This is a genomic window from Reichenbachiella versicolor (assembly GCF_003171675.1).
Lineage (GTDB): Bacteria > Bacteroidota > Bacteroidia > Cytophagales > Cyclobacteriaceae > Reichenbachiella > Reichenbachiella versicolor.
Window position 1 is genome coordinate 74,888 of sequence record NZ_QFZQ01000012.1, and the last position, 24,235, is coordinate 99,122.

Consider the following 24,235-nt stretch of genomic DNA (forward strand, 5'->3'; position numbering starts at 1 on the left):
CATGTACGCACTATTAAAGTTTATATTGATTTTCTTCTGCATACTTTGGTTGATTTCCAAAGTATTCGGATTTGCAGCGAGAGTTTTCTTAGGTAAAGTAGCTAAGCAAAATGGTGGAAGAGGTTTCTCTTATCAAAAGACTTACCAGTATGGTGGGAATAGAAGTGAGGCTGCTAAACCAAAAGAAGGAAATGTTCATATAGACTACGTACCCAAGGAGTCGAAAGGCAAAGGAGATAATTTCAAAGGTGGTGATTATGTGGACTATGAAGAAGTAAAATAAAATTGGAGAAACTTGAAGTGATCACTTGAGTTTTATTCCATTCAATTAAAAAAAGGTTAGTCAAACGGCTAACCTTTTTAATTTCCTATCTTGATGAAGTTTAAGAGTCTTCAGATTCCTTCATTTTTCCAAGGACGGTGATTTCTGGGATTTCTTTATAGTTGAATTCGAAATTGAAGAATGAGCTTAGATCTTCTCCGGCCTCTTGCATATCTTCATCTTCCTCTTCAAAGTACCAATTGACTACAACTTCTTTGCCGTTCTCAACATGTAAGTCATGAACCTTTTTGAAGATGATATAAATACATTTGGAAGAACTCGTATTGAAATATTCGTAAGCACAGTTCACAACTAGCCTTTTGTGCTCAGTCGTACCGAATTTATCTAGACTCTCGTTTAAGTGCTTATAAAAAGCTACGGGATTTTCGGGGCTTGACTTGCCTCTAATGTCCAATAAACCCTTTTCAGGATTGAAATAGATCGAAGGGGTGATCTTTGTAGCTCTTATAAAAAATCCTTCCATATGTTGTAGTGGTTATTAGTGCTTTTACACTTTTCAAATATGCTGAATCAGCGGCATATATGAAATACGGTAAACTCTTAAAGTTATATATAGCTTAATTAACTTCTATAAAAATAAGGATAACTCATAACTGTGCAGGTTTTTGCTAGAAACTTAATATAAAAACAATCAAGCAATGATCTTCATCAGCACAGAAATAAGAGTTTTTCTTATTCGTCATCAAATTCGTTTGAGTCGGAGAAAAATCTGTCCGTTTCGTCAAAACCTTCCTCTTTTACCTGTTCGTGAATTTCTTTGTCATATTTCGTGACCTTGAATTCAGTACGACGGTTAATCTGATGTTCCTCTTCTGTTTGAGCATTTTGAATAACCAATTGGGTTTCTCCATAACCTCGAGCTACTATTCTACGACGATCTACGCCATGAGCGATAATATAGTCAACGGCTGATTGTGCACGGCGCTGGGATAGGTTCATGTTATAATCATGGCTGGCACGAACATCTGTATGAGAACTAAGTTCAATACTAATCTCTGGATTGTCCTTTAGCACTACAACTAACTTGTCCAATTCTTGAGCGGCTTGGGGTTTTATATTTGCTTTGTTGAAATCGTAATAAATATTGTTCATTACAATAGGCTTCTCTATTACGATTTGATCTAGCTCCAGATCTTTATTGAATTCGACTTTGTTGACTTGCTTAGTAAGTGTGGATTTATCTACTAATTTTCCCTTTGTAGAGAATTCATCTCTTGTAGAAAAATACTGATCTTTTTGACCTAAAAGGTAATAATGCTCTTCTGGATATACTCGGAACCTATATTTTCCATCCTCTCCTGTAAAGACTTCATCAACCATCTCATTTTTATCATCTAGAAGAATGACTTTGGTATTAGGTAATACCACCAAGCTATCATTTTCATCAGGTGTATAAGTGGTACCGGATAAATAGTAATTGACGATTTTAAGATTAGGGTCGTCGTTTACAAATGTGTATATGTCATCATCGCCTTTGCCACCTGCTCTATTTGAAGAAAAGAAACCTCTGGAAATGTTATAGAGGAATATTCCAAAGTCATCTGCATTTGAGTTGAAAGGCGCACCTAAATTCTCTACGTTCATTTTACCACCAGCACGTGTAGCCTTGAATATGTCAAGAGCGCCGAATCCAGCTAATCCGTCAGAAGAAAAGTAAAAATCACCGGTAGAGGCTGCGTATGGGAAGAGTTCATTGCCAGGCGTATTGATTTCGGGACCCATATTCTGAATATCTACCCACTGTCCCCTACGGTTCATTTTGGCTCTATAAATATCTAAACCGCCATAGCCTCCATCTCGGTTGGATGAGAAATATAATGTTTTACCATCTGGGCTCAAGCAAGGAGTAGAATCCCAAGAATCTGGTTCATTGCAAGATGCTGGTCTCGGGTCGCTCCATTCACCTTTACGATATCTAGCATAGTAAATATTGACATCATCAGTTCCTTTAGATTTTCCATTGTTCGCTTTGGCAAAAATCATGGTAGTTCCTTTTTTGGACAGCGTTACTGAGCCTTCGTTGATATTAGGATCATTGATGACAGATGGCATTTTACGCACTGTCTCTATATTAACATTTGCGCCTTTGGTCTGGACTCTATAGATATCTGTGAAAGGTGTTCCTGTTCCTGTGTAAGTTTTTCCGCCATTGCGGTTGGAAGTGAAGTAAAGCCAAGCATTATTATATACTGGAGAATACTCGGCAAAAGGAGTATTGATGTCTTCTAAGTTCTTGACTCGATAATAGTTCTTAGTTTTTTTGAGTTCCTCGAGTTTGTCCAAGTTCTCTAGTTCACGTTTTGCCCAAATAATCACATTACCATTGATACCTCCTTGATCAAGATAGTTGTTCAGTATGATTTTGGCAGAGTCAGTTTTTCCATTGATTTTGAGAGCTTGAGCATAAAAGAAATAGGCCTTGTCACTTACCCCACCTATTTCAATCGCCTTTTTGTAGAATGGCTCTGCTTTACTAAGTTGGTTTGAACTGCGATAGGCTTCTGCAAGTTGATAGTAGGCATAAGAATCTTCATCGTTCAATGCCTTTTCGTAAAGGTAGATTGCACCACTATAGTCGCCATTTTCAAAGCTCTTGTCTGCTTTTTTAAGAGTGCTACATGAAACGGCTGAAATTGTCAGCAGGATGAGAATTAAACGCATGATGCTAAAAATAGCGTTTTATCCAGCTCTCTTTGGCAGGAACAACCCAGTTATTTTTAAACTCCTGAATATTTTGAACCAGATTATTGAATGTCAGAGTAGAGTCTTCGATTTGGCCATCAGCTATCAGAGATTTAAGTTCAGTCATTGGGGCACCGAATACTTCATTGTCTTTGAGGAAGCAGATTTTGGTGCGATCAAAGAAGTCAATGCTAAATTCAGATTGAAGATCTCTGATCAATCCTACAGAAGAATCAATAGAACAGCCCGATGCTGCATTGAACCCTTCATCTACACTAATCACCAAAAATTGATCATGTAAAATCTGAAATGAGCTTTTGAGTGGAGCACCATGAGCAGCCCATTGCTCAAGAAACTGTGATGATTTAATATCAATAGAAGATTGTTCTTCTTTGGTCAGTTTTCTATTGGCTTGGTAAACCCAAACTCTAGCGGTTTCTGGCAATTCTTCAAAAGCTACTAGCATATTCTTTTTATTTCTGCTTTACGAAAAAACGGGCTAAAGGATAATTCAAAAACTGTTAGATCAATATAACCCTTAGTCCAGTTGGTAAAATTGCGTTAGTTTAATTTAAAACTGAAACCCTTCGAATTGACTTTGGAAGCTTTTTGTATTTAAGTCGTTATTGATCACTATGTTTTTGAATTCGTATGACTCAAATAGACCTGATTCATCATAGACTTTCATCAGTATAGGAATATTGCGATCGCGATCAATGTACAAAGTAACTTTTCGTGCATATTCAGTTGGGAGTTTAAGTATAGTACCGGCTTTGAGTTCTTTCAGAATATTAATGTCTCTATTTTTCTCCGATATCAAAAAAGCATTTAAATAATGCTCTTTGGCTATTTTACTAATTGTCTCGCCTTCTCTGACTGTATAGTCAGTATAGTCAAAGTCATGGTTTTCAAAAGTGATACTATGGCACTCTATTCCATCCCAGTTGTAATACCCTCTATGACGAACCATGCTATAAATTTCACCTTGGTGCTTTTCAAAAGTTTTTTCCATTATGGAAATCATATAATCATATCCTCCTGCATGTACAGTGTGATGTTGGTCTTTTCTCATCAACTCCCCCCAAGGGTCAAGCTTTAAATTCATCCAAGGAAAACCATTAGGGTTTATGAGTGCATGAGCGGTGGATTCGGGATGAGGGTATAATACTTCAAGACCTTGAATAGGAGTTATGCCTTTAAGGTAAATCTTATATGGGTTTCGTTCTACAGAAACAAAAGACTCTGAGTCCTTTAATTCTCCATCTATTCGCTCTCGACTGTAAAAGTCGAATGAAATAGTTTTAATTTCTTTAACCGAGCTAAATACATCATGCATGATCTCTACTGTTTCAACCCTGTCAGGGACAGTAAAACTGCACAAGAGGATTATCAAACCTACAAAGAATGTGTTTCTCATTATTCGGTTATTTAAAAAGTACTGGGGAGGTTCATTTATTAGACAACCGAAAAATTGATTTCCCTTATTTGAACGAGGGAAAAAGAATTTTTCCTAATTCATCAATACTATTAATGACAGATGATATGAGGCTGTTCTTCAAGGAAACGTATACCTCAAGCAGGACTAAATCCTAGCGTGTCTATTGTACATAGGATTAAATAGACCCTTGTAAAGTACAATTAGGATTAATGAGTAACATTGTAAACTCATATCAGTATTAATGTAAAACCTGTCAACTTATTTCAGGACTCCTTATATAGCCTGCAGGAGACATTCAAGGCTAACCAGAATCCTTGCTGCAGCTTGAATCATACAATCAAGGAGTTCCCGAAATGCTCCTGCAGCTTGCAGCACCCCGTCGGGAAGACCCGAAAGCTTCCTGCAGCTTGCAGCACCCCGTCGGGAAGATCCGAAAGCTTCCTGCAGCTTGCAGCGCCTCGTCGGGAAGACCAGAAACTTTCCTGCAGCTTGCAGCGCCTTGTCGGGAAGACCCGAAACTTTCCTGCAACTTGCAGCACCTCGTCGGGTAGACGGGAAAGCTTCCTGCAGCCTGCAGCACCCCGTCGGGTAGACCCGAGTGTCTATTCAGTAAAGTGTGTCATGTTTTAATTATTAAACCGGGTATTCCAATTTTAGATTTTGAATCATAAATCATACAGAGTAGGTCTAACGATTCATTCATAACATATCTTTGAATCGGTTCGTATTATCGGCTTGACTCAAAACCCATTATCTGATGAACAATCAACGAAAAAAATTCGAAATCTCCCGAAAAGTAGCTTATCTCAATTGTGCCAATATGAGCCCACTTATGAAAAAGGTTGCTAATGCTGGTAAAAAAGGGATTGCTAAAAAGTTCAAACCATATAACCTCACAGGCGACGATTATTTTAATGATCCACATACAGCTAAGAAGTTATTTGCTCAGTTGATCAATTGTCCTGATTGGAAGCGGATAGCAACAGTAGGATCGGCAGCATACGGAATAGCCGCCGCTGCAAAAAATGTTCCGCTAAAAAAGGGAGAAAAGATATTGGTAACGGACGAGCAGTTTCCTAGTAATTACTATGTCTGGAAGCAACTGGCTAAAGAGAAGGAAGCAGAAATCGTAGTAGCAGCGGCGCCTGACACTACAGAGAGAAGGGGAGAAAAGTGGAATGAGATCATATTGAATTCCATAGATAGCCAAACAAAAGTGGTGACTATGGGACAAGTTCACTGGGCGGATGGTACTTTGTTTGACTTAGTGAAAGTTCGTGAGAAATGTGACGAAGTGGGGGCTGCGCTGATAGTCGATGGTACACAAACGGTAGGAGCTTATCCTTTTGATGTACAACAGATCAGACCAGATGCCTTGATTGTGCCAGCTTATAAATGGCTCATGGGTCCATACTCAATTGGTTTAGCATATTATGGAGAAATGTTTGACAATGGTCAGCCACTAGAGTACCCATGGGTCACAGCCAAAGATGCGGATAAGTTTTCTATGGGAATGGAATATGTCGATGGGTTTAGACCTGGATCGCTTAGATATGATATGGGGCAAATGAGCAATTTTATTCTCAACCCGATGCTCATACAATCTCTGAAGCAAGTCAACCAATGGACGACAAACTTTATTCAAACACATTGCAGTGATATTACCCATGAACCGATCCTTAGACTTAAGGAATTGGGAATGTATATTGAAGATGAAGATAGTCGTGGGCACCATATTTTTGGTGTAAAATATCCAGAAGGTACTTTGGATCAACTACAAAAGGCACTGAAAAAACATAGGGTTTTTGTATCGTTCAGAGGGAAATTTGTAAGAGTGGCGCCGCATGTATATAATGATACTCGAGATATGAATAAGCTGATCAGGGCTTTTGAGGAGGTTTATAGTTAATGAAAAGGCTAGTAACGTTTTATCGTATGGAGTGGAAAGCCCTATTTCTACTCTTTTTCAAAACACCTCGTAGTAAGAAGAATCGTTACTCTATGTATATAAAACTGCCTTTAGCTCTACTTTTTATATTCCTTACTACACTTACAAAGGCACAACTTCCCACCAGTATTACTTCCACTCTGCCACCTTCTATCAAATGGCAACAGATCAATAGCCCGCATTTCAAGGTTCTTTACACTCAAGGTAATGAGCATCAAGCTCAAAAAGTGACCAATATATTGGAATGTATCTATGAGCCAGCCTCAAGATCACTAGGTGCCAAACCAAGAAAATTTCCCATTGTCATACAAAACGAACGCTCCGAGTCCAATGGATTTGTGACTGTAGGGCCATTCAGATCCGAGCTATATTCTACAGCACCTCAGAATTATCTCAGAGTAGGAAATGATGAATGGCTTGAGCGACTTATAGTCCATGAGTATCGACATATAGTTCAGTTTCAAAAAGCAGTGACTCCATTTAATAAAACAGCTTTCTTTTTGACAGGAGAATTCGGTGCAGCGTTTTTTGCTGGTATAGCAGCACCTAGTTGGTTTTGGGAAGGTGATGCCGTAGGTATCGAAACGGCTATGGGTAGAACTGGACGAGGAGTGATTCCGTCCTTCCTGATGGCTTACAAAGCTAACTTGATTGAGAAAGGAGGTTTTAATTACTATAAGCAACACTTAGGTTCATTTAGAGATTTCGTACCAAACCATTATGTCACCGGATATCTCATGACCACTCATATGAAAAATGAGTATGGTCAAGATGTATGGGACAAAATCGTCGGTAGAGCATTTCGATATCCTTATATCCCAGGTGTATTTTCATCATCCATCAAAAAAGCTACAGGTAATTACCTCATTCCAGCTTATAAAGAAATGATGGCGTATCAACGTCAGATATATGAAGACCAACTCAGTAAAATAGAACCAACGGAATTTGAATTAGTTTCTACTAAGAGGAAAAAAACATTCACAAATTATCAATATCCACAGGCCGTTTCAGGTAAAATCATAGCGCTAAAGTCTGGTCTAGGAGACATTCGTCAAATAGTCTCTATCGATAATGATGGAATGGAAGAAAAGCTTGTTGAGCTAGGTGCATATAATGATATCGGCTTCTTGAGTGCCAATGATAAATATATTGTCTGGACAGAGTTTGAATTTGACCCAAGATGGAGAAGTAGAAATTACTTAACTATTCGCAAATACAATTTGCAGACGGGTGAACTGATTCGATTAGGCAAAAAGAAAAGATATACCTCTGTATCCCTTTCTCCCGATAGCGAAAAGTTGATCGTGACAGAGCAGGATATCTACGGAAGCTCTTCTTTGAAAATTTTGGATGCAGAAACTGGAGAAGTAATCATTGATTTTGAGAATGAGAATAATTACTTCTATTCCATGCCTTCATTTGATTCGACGGGAGAGAACATTATTTGTCTAATCAGTAAAGAAGACGGTAAGTCAATTATCAAAAAATCTATCAGCTCAGGTATCGAAGAAGAGATATTTTATTCTGATAAAGAGAATATTGGAGTGCCGATACAATCAGGCGAGTTTGTATACTTCAATACCAACTATAACGGCATTGACAATATCTTCAGAGTGAATATGCAGTCAAAAAACGTTGAGCAAGTCAGTCATTCTAGATTTGGTGCTTTCAATGCCAATATTGACAATGATACACTCTACTATAGTGATTATACTGCTGATGGGTTTGAAGTCGTATCTGTTGATCTTTCAGAAATAAAATACACACCAAGAATTCAGGTGAAAAATCTCGTTGTTCCTTTTGCTCAGAAAATGATTGAGCAAGAGCACATCCACGATATCCTTTATCAATCAGATTCTGTGAAGTATGACTCTGAAAAGTACAATCGCTTATTACATAGTGTAAGACCTGTTTCTTGGGGTATTGTTGCGACTGATTTTGCCAATACCGTTTCCCTAGGAGTATCTTCTAGAGATATATTAGGAACGTCTGTTATTTCAGCAGGAACAACTTATAACTATAGCGAGGATACTTGGAGAGGATATGCCAATTACAGCTATCAAGCTTTATATCCATTGATCAACTTTAGAAGTTCCTGGGGAAAAAGGTCGTTTGAAAATGACTCGATATCTAGAGTCGAATGGAAACAAAGTGGTGTGAGTTTAGGCTTGAGTCTTCCTTTGATTCTTACTAAATCAAGGATGTCAAGCTCAGCAAGTATTCGGGTTTCTTCAGGAATTAATAACATATCAGGAATGCCAGAACGAGTCTTTCCATTTAATACTCGAAGAAATGGTTATCTCAATGTGCTATCTACCTCTGCTTCATATAGTAGAATTAAAAGACGAAGTAAACTAGACGTACAATCGAGATGGGGTCAGACTATTGCTGTACATGCAAGACTTACCCCATATGGTGGAGACTATCACAGTACACTTTGGGCGGCAGAATCAAACTTGTACTTGCCAGGTGTTTTCAAACATCACGCTCTGAGCTTGAAAGGAGGCTATCAATATGAGAATAAGGATAATTATTATTTCTCTATGCCTATTACTTACACCCGAGGCTATAATTATTTTCCTTTTGATCATTTTACCAATTATCAAATTAACTATGGTCTTCCTCTCGCACACATGGATTGGCATATTGGACCATTTTTCAATTTGCAAAGAGTCCGAACCAACTTGTTTTATGATCATGGCTATGGTCGTGTCAATCAAGGAACAGTTGAATACTTTGATAATAGAATACGAAAAGGAACTGTTGAATTGGAATCATTTGGTACAGAGCTGTTATTTAGTTTCAATATGTTCAGATACCTTCTACAGTTCGATGCTGGGATCAGGTATACCTATTTGAGGAATACCAATACGTCAGAGATATCCCTCGTATTGGGTGGTATTAGTTTTTAATCACTAAGTCAGATAAAGAGTCCAATGACCCTTTTTGATGAAGTCTATCCAAACCCGGTATTTCAACTTGAATATTGCGCTTTGGAGCTTGCAAATTTTTAAAGTCATCAAGCATCTCAATTACATCTGGGTGAATTGTTTTAGTCTTGGTCGTGTCGATGATCACATGTGAACCACTCTTGAATAAATTTAGCGTATTCAATATTCCAGCTTTGTTTAAAAAACTGACGTTTTCTGATAATTGAATGTGAATAGGTTCTCCTGATTTTTGACTATCAGGGTCATAGTGATATGGAGTTTTGAAATTGATCCATAGAATTTGTACAAATGCGATGATCATACCTAGTCCTATTCCAGTCAATAAATCCGTGAAAACAATACCAATGATAGTAATCAAGTAAGGGATTAATTGAGATAATCCCTTGTTGTAAATTTCTTTAAAGATCGATGGTTTGGCCAACTTGTATCCTATTACCAACAGTACTGTTGCCAAACTTGCTAGAGGTATCATATTCAAAATATGAGGGATAATAATCGCACACCCCATTAATAAAACACCATGTACAATGGCTGAAAGTTTAGACTTTGCCCCTATTTGAATATTGGCAGAACTACGGACAATTACCTGAGTAATAGGTAAGCCTCCAATCAAGCCTGAAACTATATTTCCACAGCCTTGAGCTATTAGCTCTTGATTCGTCGGAGTGACTCTCTTTTCAGGGTCCAGTTTATCTGTGGCCTCTACACTTAGCAGTGTTTCTAAACTTGCCACCACAGCAATTGTAAATGCAACTACATATAAATGGAGATTGCCAAGTTGAGAAAAATCAGGGGTCGTAAACTGATCCAAAAACTTTGGAACTGATTTGGCTACTGGAATACTAACAAGATGTTCTTCAGTAATGTCGAGACTAGGGATACCGTCAAAAAACCATTCCAATACTACTCCTGCTATCACCGCTACTAACGGACCTGGAATCAACTTTGCAAAAGATAGTTTCTTGATGAAAGGTTGTTCCCATATTATCAGGATAGTCATACAAATAGCTGTCACGATCATTACCCCAGGAGTGACTGAATCAAGCATGTATGCCAATTCACTAAAAGTAGTATGACCATCGGGTTGGATAAAAGACATGTCTCCTTCAGGATCTTTGTCATAGCCTAGCGCATGAGGAATTTGTTTAAGAATAATAATTATTCCAATACCTGATAGCATCCCTTTTATGACGGCGTTGGGGAAGTAATAACCTATAACCCCTGCTTTCAGAATTCCGAGTAAAACTTGAAATGCGCCAGCTATCACTACAGCTAAGATAAAAATGTCAAATGACCCTAAATCTTCTATAGCACTTAAAACAATGGCAGCGAGTCCAGCTGCTGGACCACTTACTCCCAGTGATGATCCGCTAATCGATCCGACAATAATACCGCCGATTACCCCAGCAATAATTCCTGAGAACAGTGGCGCTCCTGACGCCAGTGCAATACCTAAACATAAAGGCAAAGCCACTAAGAATACCACCAAACTCGCTGGTATATCGTATTTCAGATTGTCAAATAATCCTGTTTTATCGTTTACATCCATTTTGTGTAATTGAGTTAATTAGGCAAGAGAGCCTTGTGTGCGGACATCGTATATTGATGTATATTATTATATATTGTTTTACAGCGGATGGTAAGTATAGAAGCACACTTACTTATCAGTCAGAATATGATATTCTCTACAGTTAATCCTATTGAACGTTTATTTATGACTCTGGAGGAGGGGTAGGAATTTCGAGAGTATGGATATGATCTATAAAAGCAACATTGGTTTGTATTAGGAGAGGGTCGTTTCTATCAAATAGAAAATTAGATACAGAGTTTACGATTTTGTCTGATTCACTTTCCTCCGTCTCTTTTTTTTCTTCTTCAGTCTCTTTTTCCCAATTTTCAGATAGCTCTATATCGTCAATTGGAAAATACTCGCATAATCCATTTAGCACTTTGGTTGATAATAAAACAGCTACTAACAAAGTCATACAAACTATACTTTGTAGCACTGCACGAACGAAATAGACGGTATTGAGATTTTTCTTTTTCAACTTCTAAAGTGTACACTTTGAATAGCTCAAACTGGACAATTGACATAATCAGTAATATATAATATTCCTATCTAATCCAAAATAGAGATTTGACGTTCTGAAGTAATGTGAAATGAATAAATTGCGGAGTAACTCCCTAAAAAATCTATGCGAAGAGTACGTACTGGACTGAATCAACTGAAGGATTTCGCCCATATGATCAAAGGTAATGTCGGATACCTCTGTCATGCAGCCTCAATAGATCATGACTACTCACATGGTATCGAAAAAGTTAAGGCCATATTCGGTTCTCGCCTCAAAAAGCTCTATTCTCCCCAACATGGCATTTTTGCTGACGTGCAGGATAACATGATTGAATCAAATCATTTTCACCATGATTTCTACGATCTACCCGTCTATAGCCTCTACTCAGAGACTAGAAAGCCTACTTCTGAAATGCTTGAGGGCATTGATCATATCATTATTGATTTACAAGATGTAGGTACTCGGGTATACACCTACATCTATACTATGATCTACATGATGGAAGCTTGTAGTGAAATGGGAATCCAGGTCGTCGTTTTAGATCGTCCTAACCCAGTTGGAGGAAAAAGAGTCGCAGGAAATATTCTTGATCCTAAATTCAGATCGTTTGTAGGCAGATATCCTTTGCCGATGCGACATGGTCTGACTGTAGGAGAGATCGCATTAATGGCTAAAATGCACTGGGGCGTGGAATGCGATCTCAAAGTTATCAAAATGAAAGGTTGGAATCGCAGTCAAAATTTTTGGGACACAAAACTTCCTTGGATACTTCCTTCACCCAACTTGGCTAATGTGGAGACAGCTTATACATTCGTAGCCACTGTACTTTTTGAAGGAACTAATGTTTCTGAAGGTCGTGGCTCTACCAAAAGTCTCGAAATAGTAGGTCATCCTAAAATCAAGCATTTAGAATTGGTGAATGAGCTTAACCAAGAATTTCAAAATGATGGATTAAAAGGGTTTGTGCTTCGACCACTATCTTTTCAGCCTACGTTTCAAAAACATACAGGTGTTACTTGTCATGGTTATCAAATTCATGTAACGGATTATAAAGAATTTAAACCGTGGTTTGTAGGACAGGTTTTAATGCAAAAGCTTTATTATCATCTTGGAGATGAATTTAGTTGGAAACTACCACCTTATGAATATGAAGAAGAATTGCTTCCAATAGATATAATTAATGGTACCGACAAAATCAGAAAATGGATAGAGTCAGATGGTTCGTATGGTGAATTATTGGCCATAGAAAAAGAAGGCATGAATGAGTATCTCATCAATAGAAAGGAAATCATGATATACTAAAACCGGACTATTCAGGAATTCTTAAGTTTGTACCCAAAGCCCCCTTATTTAAAATAAAATCAAAACATGTCAGAAAAAACTAACTCTAAAACAATCATCGTATCTAACCGACTACCTGTAAGGGTTGTAAAAGATGGAGACAGTTTGAGTTTTCAAGCAACTGAAGGCGGGCTGGCCACAGGTCTTGGATCTATATACAAGGAGGGTAACAATCTCTGGATAGGCTGGCCAGGTGCTACTTTGACTACCGATGAAGAAAAGGCGACAACTACTAAGGAACTAGTAGAACAAAATATGAGTCCTGTTTTCTTGACTGAGGAGGACATGGAGCTATTCTACGAAGGTTTCTCAAACGAGACGCTTTGGCCAAATTTTCATTACTTCAATCAGTATTCGATATTCAGAGAAGAAACTTGGGAATCATACAAGGCAGTCAATCAAAAGTTTGCAGATGCGATTTTAGAAAAAACCAACGAGGAGGACACTGTTTGGGTACATGATTACCAGTTACTATTGGTTCCAGACCTATTAAGACAGAAGAACCCTGATTTGAAAATAGGTCTTTTCCTTCACATCCCATTTCCATCATATGAGTCATTCAGACTGATTCCTTGGAGAAGGGAATTACTGCTAGGAATGTTGGGTGCTGACTTCATTGGTTTTCATACTTATGATGATACAAGACACTTTTTGTCTTCAGTCAATAGATTGGCAGGTATTGGCAATGACCATGGAATCATTAAGCATGGGAATAGAAAGATCATGGCGGATGCCCTTCCAATGGGAATTGACTATGAAAAATATGAAAAAGAAGCTGCTTCTCCGGACACACTTAAGAAGGAAGTAAGCTATAGAACAGCCATTGGTTCCGCTAGAATGATGCTTTCTATTGATAGATTGGACTATTCCAAAGGAATTCCTCAAAGGTTGCGTGCCTTCGAGAAGTTCTTGGAGTTGTTTCCTCAGTATCGAGAAAAAGTTTCTTTGGTGATGATAGTGGTACCTTCTAGATACAATGTAGGTCGCTATATCGAGCTCAAGGAAGAAATTGACCTACTAGTAGGTCGTATCAATGGACAGTTTGGTAGGTTAAGTTGGACTCCTGTTCACTATTTCTATAGATCATACCCACTACATGCGCTTTCGGCATTTTATAGAATGGCAGATGTAGGAATTATTTCTCCATTGAGAGATGGTATGAACTTAGTATGTAAGGAATACATTGCTTCAAAACTTGATCAAAAAGGAGTTTTGATTCTCAGTGAGATGGCTGGAGCATCTAAGGAGCTGTCTGATGCTATTTTGGTAAACCCGAATAATCAAGCACAGCTGATTGAGGCAATGAAAGATGCGCTAGAAATGCCAGAGGAAGAGCAAGTGAAACGTATGACTGTAATGCAGAATACACTGAGAAGATATAATATATATCATTGGGTGAAGCTGTTTATGAACAGACTGGATCATGTGAAGGAAGAACAGGCTGCTCTGAAAACTAAGATCATTGATGAAAAATCAGTGAAGGCAATTACTAAGGAATTCAAGAAAGGTAAAGAGAGATTGATTTTCTTAGATTATGATGGAACATTGACAGGTTTCCATCCCGATCCTCAAGCTGCTGTTCCTAATGAAGAATTACATGATATTTTGAGAAAGCTAAGCGCTGATGAAAATACACATGTGGTAATCATCTCAGGAAGAGATAAAGACACTCTTCAAATGTGGTTTGATGATCATAGAATGGACTTGATCGGAGAGCATGGTGTATGGTTGAGACAGCAAGGGAGTGAGTGGGAGACTGTGACTACTTTGACTGATGAGTGGATGCCAGATATCAAAAAAGTATTAGAAAGCTATGTCAGTAGAACTCCTGGGTCTTTCATTGAAGAAAAGGACTATTCACTAGTATGGCACTACAGAAAAGTAGAGACAGGACTAGGTGAATTGAGAACAAGAGAGCTAACGAGTCATCTCAAATATTTGGCGACTAACAAGAACCTTCAGGTATTGGAAGGAGACATGGTTGTTGAGTTCAAAAGTTCGGAGGTCAATAAAGGTAGAGCAGCAAAGAGTTGGCTTCAAAGATACAACCCTGACTATGTTATGGCAATTGGTGATGATTGGACGGATGAAGATACTTTTATTGCTATGCCAGAGGGTGCGACCACAATCAAAGTGGGTAGTAGTCAATCAGCTGCTAAGTATAGTATAGAGGGGCCAGATCAAGTTCGCCAACTTTTGAAAACAATTTGTAGCTGATGCATAATAGTCCAACCTATGTCTATTTATTCCGTTATGCTTAGCTAGACATTTCAATATTGAATAAGAATAAACTTTCAAACTGGCCATTTCACCCGCAGAAATGGCCTTTTTTTTATGGTTGGGTAATTATTTTTAGTGGTACTGCCGGTATTCTGATGAGTATTCCTGGTCAGACCATGGGTGTATCTACATTCACAGATAGCCTTATTAGTAGCGTTGATATTTCTAGAGATAATCTCACTACCGCCTACTTGTGGGGAACAATTACTAGCGCGATGCTATTGACCTGGGTGGGTAAAAAGTATGATCAGTATGGCGCTAGACCTATTGCTGTTATATCAACATTGATCATGGGTATGATACTTCTATATCTTAGTCAATCGGATAAGATCATTGAGTTCGTTTTAGGTACAGGTGCTAGTTGGCTAGGCAAGGTAGTATTCATGTTCTTTGGTTTCTTTATTCTTCGGTTTTCCGGACAGGGGGCGTTGACTATGGTCTCTCGAAATATGATGATGAAGTGGTTTGAAAAACGTCGAGGCACTGCTCTTGGGTTTAGCAATGTGGCTACCTCACTAGGGTTTTCATCTGCACCAGTCTTTTTCGAGTTTTTGATCCAAAGTTATAGTTGGAGAATGGCTTGGGTCGTTTTGGCTGCCATAGTTGGGATAGGGTTTACACTGTATATAGTAATATTTTATAGAGATAATCCAGAGGCAAGTGGATTGAAAATGGATGGTGATTATGTCATCTCTGAAAAACAGAAAAAGAATCTATTTCCTGTAATTAAAGAATTTACCCTTCCTGAAGCGAGACGAACATTTTCTTTTTGGGTTTTTACGATTATGCTATCTGTACAAGCCATGTATGTGACTGGTTTGACTTTTAATATTACCTCGATATTTGAAACTGTTGGTTTAACTAGGTCTGACGCTGTACAGCTGTTCTTACCGTCGTCGGTAGTTGCGGTGTTGATCACCCTATCAGTCAGTAGACTCAGTGATTATATTCGTCTCAAATACTTACTCTACATAAAAGGCCTTGGAGCCATTATCGCTTTGGTTGGGCTGATTACACTTGGTGAAGTATGGATTGCAAAATATCTACTGATTTTTGGAAATGGTATTTTGATGGGGCTTTACAGTGTAGTACTTTCTGTGACTTGGCCTCGATATTTTGGTAAGCTTCACTTAGGAGCAATTAGCGGTCATGCTGTAACATACATTGTATTGGCTAGTGCCATAGGCCCTAAGCTTTTCAGTTGGTCGTTATCATATCAAGGTAGCTATGGTCTTGCAGGGTGGATATGTATTGGAATTTTTACAATAATGACTACCCTTTCATTTTGGGCTAATAATCCTCAAGAGAAATATCGAAACTAAAGCCGCTTTAAAATCGAATATCAATTTGATAAGTTGAAGCGAACTTGTACTCCAAAGTCAGAACTGATACGAGGGAAAGAGTTTGAAAGCTTAGGCTCGTTGATAGTCTTTTGGAAATACATCATCATGCTTAATCGTTGATTTATCACATAATTCAATGTAGGGCGGAGGTTATAGTTAAGATTTCCTTCAGTAAGTTCAGCTAGTTCTTCTAGTTTCCTTTGAAAGGTTTCAGTGTTTCGTACAGTTACTGCCATTCTAAATTGAATTTCATTTTTTACTGTCGTTACTCGCCCTTTGATTCTAAAAGGAAACTTCCAGTTGCTTTTGGTCCAGCCAAAATCGAAAGTATAATCTTTACTTCGTTGCTCAGTTACTTGTTTATTTGATGTTAAATCGAGTAATAAGTTTCTTTCTCTACTGTGATCTATTCTGAAAGTTATACCTCCTCGAGTACGTAAGTTGATTCCAATTAGCGGAGCAAAACGTTCAGAAACCCTTACTTGACTAATAGTATAAACAGGAACAAGAAATTCGGTATCACCTTCTCTTTCCGAAATAGTCGCTTTAGGATAATTTTGAATGTCATTATTGACACTAAGTATATCATCATACTCACCTTCAACACTATATTGAGAAGCATTAGCATAGTTTGAGATACTAAAAGTAGAAGTATATGCATGTGTAATACTGACACTTGAGAATACTTCTTTGAGAGAAGGAATTTTGCTTAATCCTGCATAGTCTAATCTCCAGTTAGGCATAGGAGTTTTTGGAATCGGGTTTACTGAAACATCATTTACACTCTTGCCAGTATAGGCAGCAATGAATGCTGGTATTAGAACATCTTGAGAATTAATTCCATATTCAGCACCTCGAACGGTTGAATTAAGGCGTTGTTGAATAATTCCTCTATTGGTTTCAAATGTACTGAATGGTTTAGACGAATTATTAGATCCATCTTTTCCAAAATGAGTTCTTATTGGAAGAAATGTAATCGTATAACTTCCCGTTCTTGTTGGTGATATGGTGTTGAAAACTCCGGTGCTATCTGCCCTGTAGATTTCTGCATAGTTAGCCGTATTATTTTTACGCATATCCAACTGAATCTTAAAGTCTTTGAAGGGCTCTATAGTTGATCTAAGTGTAAACTCTTTCGTCAAACTTTGCCCAAAAGGAATCGTCAAATTCGTGTTCGTAGTTAGCCAGCCATTATCTGATGCCATATGTCGAATTCCAATGTCCTGACTTCCGAATATGAAAGCAGCACCAGGAGCTTTAAAAGCTTCGTCTAGACCCAGCATATACGGTGAAGGCTCAAAACCTGGAAGATTGGTACTCTCTCTCTTACTCCACGTGAAATTTACCGACTTCACCATCATCATGAATCTGAGTAAATTTTTAGTTCCCTTGCTCATTTGCTTGGTTGTGTCAGTTCTACTTCTTCTAGACCTTCTTGGTGGGCGGTTGATTTTTCGCAGCATTTCACTCTTATTATATAGCTTGTTGAAATCAAGCTTTCCCGAGATATCCTGTGTTCGATTATTGCTGATTTCGTTACCATACGGAGCAAATATTCTGTTCGTTTCTGCTTCTAGTTGTGTATTACCGCCAGCCCAGTTGTAGTCAACAGAATATCTATAGTCACCGCTGATCCAATCCGTCAATGGAATTTTATCAAGAGGTAATCTGTAATTGCCACTCACTGTCTGGTTATAGTTTTTGACACGCCCCATTTTCCAAAAATTATCCCACATGTAATCTTCTAACTGTGATTGGGTATAAAATGGATTGCCATCAGCATTTTTTAATGATTCGTCATATTCGTCCACGATGGCGTTAACATTAGCATTGTAGCTGAGGGCAAGGTTTTGGAAAATATTCCATCTAAGCGTATAAACCCTGTCCATGTAAAATGTTTTCAAATAAATAGGGTCATTAAAATTGGTGGTAAACACTCCGTTTTGGAACTGCTGGAGTTGTCTACGATTGTAGTCCCTGTTTGCAGATGCTCTGACACTGAAATTATTTGGCAGTGGATTTAAATTGATATCCTTGATAAGTTGTAAGTATGGGCTTGAAAAAGCTCCACTCTCTTGAAAAGGTTGTATGGCTGGTACTTTTGGGCTGAACTGATAAGATATACTACCGAAGTATGATTTTGTAATATCGTGATCTACATTGTAGTCTGTGAATTTGCTGTCTGAGTAGGAATAGCTGAAAGCAAAATTTTCAATGTCATACACTCTTGATTTAGCCTCAGGGTTTACTTTCTCCTTTCGGACATTCATAAAGTTGATACTTCTATTTCTTTCTTGCTGAATAACCTCGTTTCTATAATTCTCCCGTTCACTTTTGGTTTCTCTAGAATTGATTACGTCTTGAAGAGGAATATCTGTATTGAATGGGTCAAACAAAGGAGTCACTTTTCTCTTTCCATGACTGACAAACATAGGTACTTTGATACCGGTTTTGCCTGGGATCATTTTATCCAATTCTACTTGGGCAGAGACATCGTATTGGAAAGTTTCTTCTTTGGTTCTTTCCCCTACTCTGTCTTGAACCCCTCCAAAACCAGCTGAAACATATTGAGTAGATCCATTGAGTTGAGCGAAGTCAGCCAGGCCTACTCCAAGGTTTGCTCTTGCAGCCCACCCTTTAATATTATCTACATCACTCGATCTTAGTTCATTGGCCCATATGCATACTGATTTATCAAGCCCATCTGTTGACCTCAAGTTTCTTACTCCAATCATCATCCTACCGATTTCGCTAAGAAGAGGATTACCCTTGATTTTTAGTCTGTAGCGAGAGTTCCTTTCGGATATTTTTTCATAGGTCTGAATAATATCAATGCCACCTAAATTTCTCTCCGCCTTGAGTTCATATAGTTCACTCAGTGCAATGTCAATTTCGTTTTCAGCAGGCCAAACTAATCTAGCTAATTCACCGCCTTGGGCATTTAAATTATCAGGAGTGACTTTTAATGGAAGTTCTATTTCATAATAGTTTTCTTCGTCGAGACCAAGTCTTAAGAAAGCAGCAACTTCATCATCTAAAAGCGAAACATCATCTCTTACTCTTTCTGCGTGAAAGAACATTTTCAATCGTTGGAAGTTTACAAGGCTAAGGCCAAGAGTATTTTTAAAAACAGCTCTGGCATCACCATCTTCTAAATTTTCTACACACAGTCTTAGAGACTGTTCATTGACTCGTCTAGTAACAGCGGTAGAATTGTCTAAATCTCTATTTATCCCGGGAGGAACGACGTATGGAGGTTTTCCATTTAATGAAGAGCCATTTTGCTCTACATTGACTGTAGAAACATCAAAGTCACCAGCACTTGGTTCTGGAACTACTCCTGCGCCAGGATTCAATAGATTGCCGGCAAATTTTCTCCATTGAGAACCGACCAATTGGAAATTGGCCATTCTCAAGATGACAGGTCTAGTCCATCCCGTCATATAAAGTCTAATAAACTGCATGTTCGTTATTGACGGACTACCGTGTGATCCTGTAGGACTTTGAATAGGAATTCTGAATTGATACCATTCAACTCCAACGCTTCTATCGATGGTTCGATCCACAATGTAAGGGTGTGAAATATCTAAATCCGTAGGTCGAATATTGATTTCGTATTCAAAGTAATCTTCACTGGTGATGAAGTTGGCGTTTTCATCCAAATCTTCTCGATCGGGTTTGTTGGTGGCAGAGGAAGCAAAACCGTCATTATTTGAAGCTACTGGAGAATTATTCTCCATATTGTTGAAGTTCTTGTATCTCTCTACAATCTTGGCATTATTCTCATCATATTCAGGGTCGAGATAGAAGGTAAAATCATCTTGTGATGGATCACCAGAAACATAACTAAATAAATCTCCTAAATGATCCTGAAACTTACTGGCCTCTTCTTCTTCATTTAATCCATCAAATCCAAGGTCCTGATTGGTTCTAGAAGACCCATTGGCATCGAAGAAATCAGAAAGAGGAACATCATTATTTACTTTACCCCAGATAGTATTTTGGGTACCAGCAGTGCTCCCATCAGTTGGCAGTCCATTTTCAGCCCCTGGAACGCCATCAGGTATCAGGTCTTCAGATATTTGACCAAGGTGAAAAATAAGCCTACCATTTAAGTCTCTGTTTATCTCATTGTAATTACCATCTAGAATTTGATAGTTTAAATCATCGCTCGGATCATCAGGGTCCTCAAATGGATCCATTAACCAAAATTCGATGTACTCGATATTTTGCTCTTTGGTAAAATCAGGGTCTTGAGTAGGAAGTGCCCGAGCAATAGCTCCGAAGTTACTTTCAGCTACTCCATCATTGAAGAACCCCGCAAACTCTTCATCCTCTCTAAATTCCGCTCTACGATTGTTATAGTTGTAAGGCCCTCTTTCTGTCGGGAAATAAGCTACTTCAAAAACTGGCTCGTTTACATTGACCACATTGGGGTCGATGTTGAAGAGGTCTTGAGGATAAATTGGTTTTACGAAATAGTTTTCTAAATCTTCATCTTCAATATTCCCAGGTCTCTGGCCTCCAGAGATATAGAAACTACGATCGATGGTATACCATGCCATTTTCGCACGACGGTAATTATAGGCTAGTGGATCTGAATCTTCTCCATCTCTAAATCCTCTCCCTTCAGGTGTAGAACCTAGTTTCCATCCTAAATTTCCGCCACCTAGTTGATATGGTGTTGTAGTATTTTCAAAGTCATCTAAGTAGGCTGTGCCTGCTCCATTTACTTTGTTGGAAGTACCCGGAAGTAACTGTGCGAATTCACCGTTGAAAGTAACTGTAGATTTTTCTTTCGTACTGATCAACGGAAGAGCGTCGACTGCTTTGGTTAGAAATCTAGAGTCATCTGTGAAATTGACATCAAATCCATACTGTGTGTTTTTTACAGGTTCATTGCCTATAGTAAATCGGCTAACCCCTCCAGTCCTTTCACTTAAGTGTAATACAGTAGCACCGATATTGAAATTTTCATTGAATTGATAATCAAGTCGTGCACCTGTCAACCATTTAGAACTAAATGTGAAAACGTCTGTTTCTTCATAGTCTATTTGAATTTCATCTCCAGAGTTGGCCCATTGTTCATTCAGTCGAACGACTGCGGTTCCATTAGAGTATTGTACAGTATAGTCAGTACCTTCGGATAGTACTTGGCTACCACTTTTCACAATTACAGAGCCTTCAGCGATATTGAAGCCTTCTAAATAAAACTCGTTTGATACTTGGTTTTCGTATTCTGGAACTAACTGGAATCGATCCTTATTGGTAAGTTGTCGCGCGTTGTTTTTAGTTTGTTCGTACAATTCGTTGAAGACATATTTCTGTCGGATTGTTTCGCTGTCGTTGGCTAAAGAATCTTGTAGTGTCTTGCCGAATGGTTCTAGGACTGGAAAAATTACTGCACCATTTTCTACATCAAATGTCACGTCTTCGATAAAGTCAAACTTACCATCACCCCCACGACCATTGTCACCAGTAGCATTTAATTGATCCAAACCTAATATTCTTACCCATGTCTTACCATTGTTCTCCCCTTCTTGCATGAACTCGTTCTTGGTGTTTGTATTTGGGTCTTTGTATCTGATTTTAAGTTTGAAGTTGGATTCGTTCAGTCCGGAAGCGTTCGCTAGTGTATAGACATTTTTCATAGCCAAGTCCCAAATAGGTTTGTCTAAGTTTTGCTGGGGAGATTTCAAAAGCTTCATGATGATAGGTTCATCGGTACTGCCAGTTTGATTACTACTTGGTACTTCTCCGACTTGGTATCTCTGTGTTCCTTGTACATATTCGAACGAAACCGCCAATGCCTCTCCTTCATTCAGAGGTGATCGAAGAGTAATGTATCCCAACTGCTCTTTCAGGTCGTACTGTGTAGGATCAAGGATCGTTACATTTCTACCCAAAGTATAATCCACATTTTCTGCAAGACCGTATGCTTTCAAGCCCTCGCCTGCTAGGTTGACATCTCTAATGTTTGGAATGCCTTGTACTCCACTGAAAAGGTCATTGGCAGCGTTATCGGTCTCGGATTGATTGCCTGCACTAGGATTTACAGCATCTTCATTACCAATTCTAACCTTCTCTCCAAGGTCAGTTAATGCAATCACATTTTGTAGTCCACTCGTCTGTCCTGTACTTGAGTTTGTTATTTTATAAACCTGAATGTTTTGAATGATCAGTCCAGACTGGACGTTAGGTAATTCTGACAGCCATTTTTCATAGTTATCACGGAAATAATGTCCGAGGAAAAAGTGTTTGTATTCATCGTACCGAGTAGCATTGAAGGCGAACCGATCTTCTGCATCTGCTCCAGTAGCACCGCTTTCATTGAAGACCTCTGACTTGGCGGTACCTTGTTGTCTAGAAGCTAAGGCGGTTACATAGAGTTTACCAAATTGCAACTGTGTTTTGATACCAAATAGACTTTCACTTCCTGACATGAGGGAGTTGGTAACTGGCATACTTACATTACCAATTTCGATTTTCTTGATGATGTCCTCTTCGTAGCCAGTGTATTCGATCTTTAAGTTGTTTTGAAAGTCGAAGGTGTTGTTGTTATCAAAATTGGCCGTGATTTGGAGTTTTTCACCGACTTTACCTACAACATTCATAGAGATCTGTTGATCATACTGGAATCCGCCATTTCGCTGTTGATTAATGGGAACGGATGGGTTCTGTACCTTTTGCCATTGTCCACCAAAGTCCATCGTGACAAAACCTGTAGGTTCGATGTCTACATAATTACCTCCAAATATTCTGTCAAATACAGGACTGATATAAAGTTTGGGGATCAGCCTTCTCGCACTAACAGCACTCTCTCCGTCTAAGCCAGCGGCCTTGGCTTTCATAAAGTCTCTATTTGATCTACTTTCTTGATACTCCTGATATTCATCAAATGACATTGTAGTTTTAGGACGGTAGGGAACCTCTCCCAGCTTCTCCTGAATCGTATAGTTCATTGATGTATCAATCTCCACATCCATCGTCAGCCCAGATGGATCTCCAAACAACAATGGTGAGGAACTCTGTCGCGTAGAAAATGGATCGCCGTATCTGTCGGTTTGATTGATATTAGGTCGCGTGGAGGGAACGTATCCTTTAGGAGTTTCTTTTACTGTAGTAGAATCAGAAGGTACTGATTCTTGAGCATACAGGGTCGCGGAACTTCCTAACAGAAGACACAGTAATATCGTTATTTGGGTATTTAAAGTGGTCAATGCTCAGTATGAACAGTTAAGTTTAGGCTCGTTTGAGGGCGAATTTAATTAAATCTTCAAGACTAATCTCTGGTCCATTTTGCTTAATAATCTGATCGATAGACTTTTCAGCAGTAGCTTTGGCGATTCCCAATGTAGTCAATGCAGCTAACGCTTCTGTTTTCAAAGTATTGTTTGCTACTAGAGAGATTATTGGGTTGCCTGCTTCCAGTTCCTCCTTGCTCATCTTGTCTTTCAATTCCAGAATTATACGCTGAGCTGTCTTTTGCCCTATACCTTTCACAGAACTAATGGTCTTTACGTCACTATTGATGATGGCCGAGTGTATTTCTTCTGGTGTCAATGAACTCAATATCATGATTCCTGTTGACGGACCCACTCCAGAGATGGAGGTTAATTGACGGAAACGCTTTCTTTCACTTTCTTCGAAAAATCCGTACAGCGTGTGCGCATCTTCTTTGACGTGGAAGTGTGTATACAGTCTTCCTTCCTTTAGCTCTTTGACTTGACCATAAGTGATCAACGAAATATTCACATGATATCCCACACCATTCACGTCTATAATGACGTGTGTTGGATCCATCGCCTCAAACTTCCCTGCTAAATATGATATCATA

General features: G+C 38.6%; 14 protein-coding genes. 6 read left to right on the forward strand and 8 right to left on the reverse strand.

Going from position 1 to position 24,235, the window contains the following annotated elements; all coding sequences use genetic code 11:
- Position 1: 1 nt before the first annotated feature.
- Positions 2-283 (forward strand): DUF4834 family protein, encoded by a 282-nt coding sequence (locus DKG80_RS19570; RefSeq protein ID WP_109833078.1) that lies wholly within the window; start codon positions 2-4, stop codon positions 281-283.
- Positions 284-383: 100 nt separating this feature from the next.
- On the opposite strand, the gene DKG80_RS19575 is transcribed toward DKG80_RS19570, so the two are convergent.
- From DKG80_RS19575 to DKG80_RS19590, 4 genes are all read right to left on the reverse strand, one after another.
- Positions 384-806 carry a DUF1987 domain-containing protein gene (locus DKG80_RS19575; protein ID WP_109833079.1) on the reverse strand — a complete coding sequence of 141 codons (423 nt, stop codon included), beginning with the start codon at positions 804-806 and terminating at the stop codon, positions 384-386.
- 209 nt (positions 807-1,015) lie between these two features.
- A complete protein-coding gene (locus DKG80_RS19580) occupies positions 1,016-3,004 on the reverse strand; it encodes an OmpA family protein (protein WP_109833080.1) in 1,989 nt (662 codons plus the stop codon).
- Positions 3,005-3,008: 4 nt separating this feature from the next.
- A complete protein-coding gene (locus tag DKG80_RS19585) occupies positions 3,009-3,491 on the reverse strand; it encodes a hypothetical protein (RefSeq protein ID WP_109833081.1) in 483 nt (160 codons plus the stop codon).
- A gap of 105 nt (positions 3,492-3,596) precedes the next feature.
- Positions 3,597-4,442, reverse strand: a complete 846-nt coding sequence (locus DKG80_RS19590; protein WP_109833082.1) for a DUF1571 domain-containing protein — start codon at positions 4,440-4,442, stop codon at positions 3,597-3,599.
- 778 nt (positions 4,443-5,220) lie between these two features.
- On the opposite strand from DKG80_RS19590, the gene DKG80_RS19595 reads away from it, so the two are divergent.
- Together DKG80_RS19595 and DKG80_RS19600 are read left to right on the forward strand one after the other, a co-directional pair.
- Complete coding sequence (locus DKG80_RS19595; RefSeq protein ID WP_109833083.1) at positions 5,221-6,372, forward strand: aminotransferase class V-fold PLP-dependent enzyme; 1,152 nt, start codon at positions 5,221-5,223, stop codon at positions 6,370-6,372.
- 92 nt (positions 6,373-6,464) lie between these two features.
- Positions 6,465-9,323 carry a WD40 repeat domain-containing protein gene (locus tag DKG80_RS19600; protein WP_162556001.1) on the forward strand — a complete coding sequence of 953 codons (2,859 nt, stop codon included), beginning with the start codon at positions 6,465-6,467 and terminating at the stop codon, positions 9,321-9,323.
- Here the strand turns inward: DKG80_RS19600 and DKG80_RS19605 are convergent.
- Positions 9,313-10,911, reverse strand: coding sequence for a SulP family inorganic anion transporter (locus tag DKG80_RS19605; RefSeq protein WP_109833085.1), 1,599 nt, complete (start codon positions 10,909-10,911; stop codon positions 9,313-9,315). The two genes, DKG80_RS19600 and DKG80_RS19605, sit on opposite strands and share 11 nt — an antisense overlap.
- Before the next feature lie 163 nt (positions 10,912-11,074).
- The gene (locus tag DKG80_RS19610) at positions 11,075-11,347 is read right to left on the reverse strand and encodes a hypothetical protein (RefSeq protein WP_109833086.1); all 273 of its coding nucleotides are present in this window, start codon (positions 11,345-11,347) and stop codon (positions 11,075-11,077) included.
- 210 nt (positions 11,348-11,557) lie between these two features.
- Between DKG80_RS19610 and DKG80_RS19615 the strand changes: the two genes are divergently transcribed.
- From DKG80_RS19615 to DKG80_RS19625, 3 genes are all read left to right on the forward strand, one after another.
- A complete protein-coding gene (locus tag DKG80_RS19615) occupies positions 11,558-12,736 on the forward strand; it encodes an exo-beta-N-acetylmuramidase NamZ family protein (RefSeq protein WP_109833087.1) in 1,179 nt (392 codons plus the stop codon).
- 66 nt (positions 12,737-12,802) lie between these two features.
- Entirely contained in the window at positions 12,803-14,992 is a 2,190-nt protein-coding gene (locus DKG80_RS19620) for a bifunctional alpha,alpha-trehalose-phosphate synthase (UDP-forming)/trehalose-phosphatase (RefSeq protein ID WP_109833088.1), read from the forward strand.
- Positions 14,993-15,051: 59 nt separating this feature from the next.
- Positions 15,052-16,377 carry an MFS transporter gene (locus DKG80_RS19625; RefSeq protein ID WP_109833089.1) on the forward strand — a complete coding sequence of 442 codons (1,326 nt, stop codon included), beginning with the start codon at positions 15,052-15,054 and terminating at the stop codon, positions 16,375-16,377.
- Between the two features lie 20 nt (positions 16,378-16,397).
- On the opposite strand, the gene sov is transcribed toward DKG80_RS19625, so the two are convergent.
- Both sov and ruvA read right to left on the reverse strand, forming a co-directional pair.
- Positions 16,398-23,618 (reverse strand): T9SS outer membrane translocon Sov/SprA, encoded by a 7,221-nt coding sequence (sov, locus tag DKG80_RS19630; RefSeq protein WP_162556003.1) that lies wholly within the window; start codon positions 23,616-23,618, stop codon positions 16,398-16,400.
- Between the two features lie 22 nt (positions 23,619-23,640).
- Complete coding sequence (gene ruvA, locus DKG80_RS19635; protein ID WP_109833091.1) at positions 23,641-24,234, reverse strand: Holliday junction branch migration protein RuvA; 594 nt, start codon at positions 24,232-24,234, stop codon at positions 23,641-23,643.
- Position 24,235: the final 1 nt, after the last annotated feature.

Bases quoted from the DNA above. Each gene is read 5' to 3' on its own strand.
- DKG80_RS19590 (WP_109833082.1), bottom strand. From the start codon at position 4,442: ATGAGAAACACATTCTTTGTAGGTTTGATAATCCTCTTGTGCAGTTTT.
- DKG80_RS19620 (WP_109833088.1), top strand. From the start codon at position 12,803: ATGTCAGAAAAAACTAACTCTAAAACAATCATCGTATCTAACCGACTA.
- DKG80_RS19575 (WP_109833079.1), bottom strand. From the start codon at position 806: ATGGAAGGATTTTTTATAAGAGCTACAAAGATCACCCCTTCGATCTAT.
- DKG80_RS19610 (WP_109833086.1), bottom strand. From the start codon at position 11,347: ATGACTTTGTTAGTAGCTGTTTTATTATCAACCAAAGTGCTAAATGGA.
- DKG80_RS19605 (WP_109833085.1), bottom strand. From the start codon at position 10,911: ATGGATGTAAACGATAAAACAGGATTATTTGACAATCTGAAATACGAT.
- ruvA (WP_109833091.1), bottom strand. From the start codon at position 24,234: ATGATATCATATTTAGCAGGGAAGTTTGAGGCGATGGATCCAACACAC.
- DKG80_RS19600 (WP_162556001.1), top strand. From the start codon at position 6,465: ATGTATATAAAACTGCCTTTAGCTCTACTTTTTATATTCCTTACTACA.
- DKG80_RS19595 (WP_109833083.1), top strand. From the start codon at position 5,221: ATGAACAATCAACGAAAAAAATTCGAAATCTCCCGAAAAGTAGCTTAT.
- DKG80_RS19615 (WP_109833087.1), top strand. From the start codon at position 11,558: ATGCGAAGAGTACGTACTGGACTGAATCAACTGAAGGATTTCGCCCAT.
- DKG80_RS19570 (WP_109833078.1), top strand. From the start codon at position 2: ATGTACGCACTATTAAAGTTTATATTGATTTTCTTCTGCATACTTTGG.
- DKG80_RS19580 (WP_109833080.1), bottom strand. From the start codon at position 3,004: ATGCGTTTAATTCTCATCCTGCTGACAATTTCAGCCGTTTCATGTAGC.
- DKG80_RS19585 (WP_109833081.1), bottom strand. From the start codon at position 3,491: ATGCTAGTAGCTTTTGAAGAATTGCCAGAAACCGCTAGAGTTTGGGTT.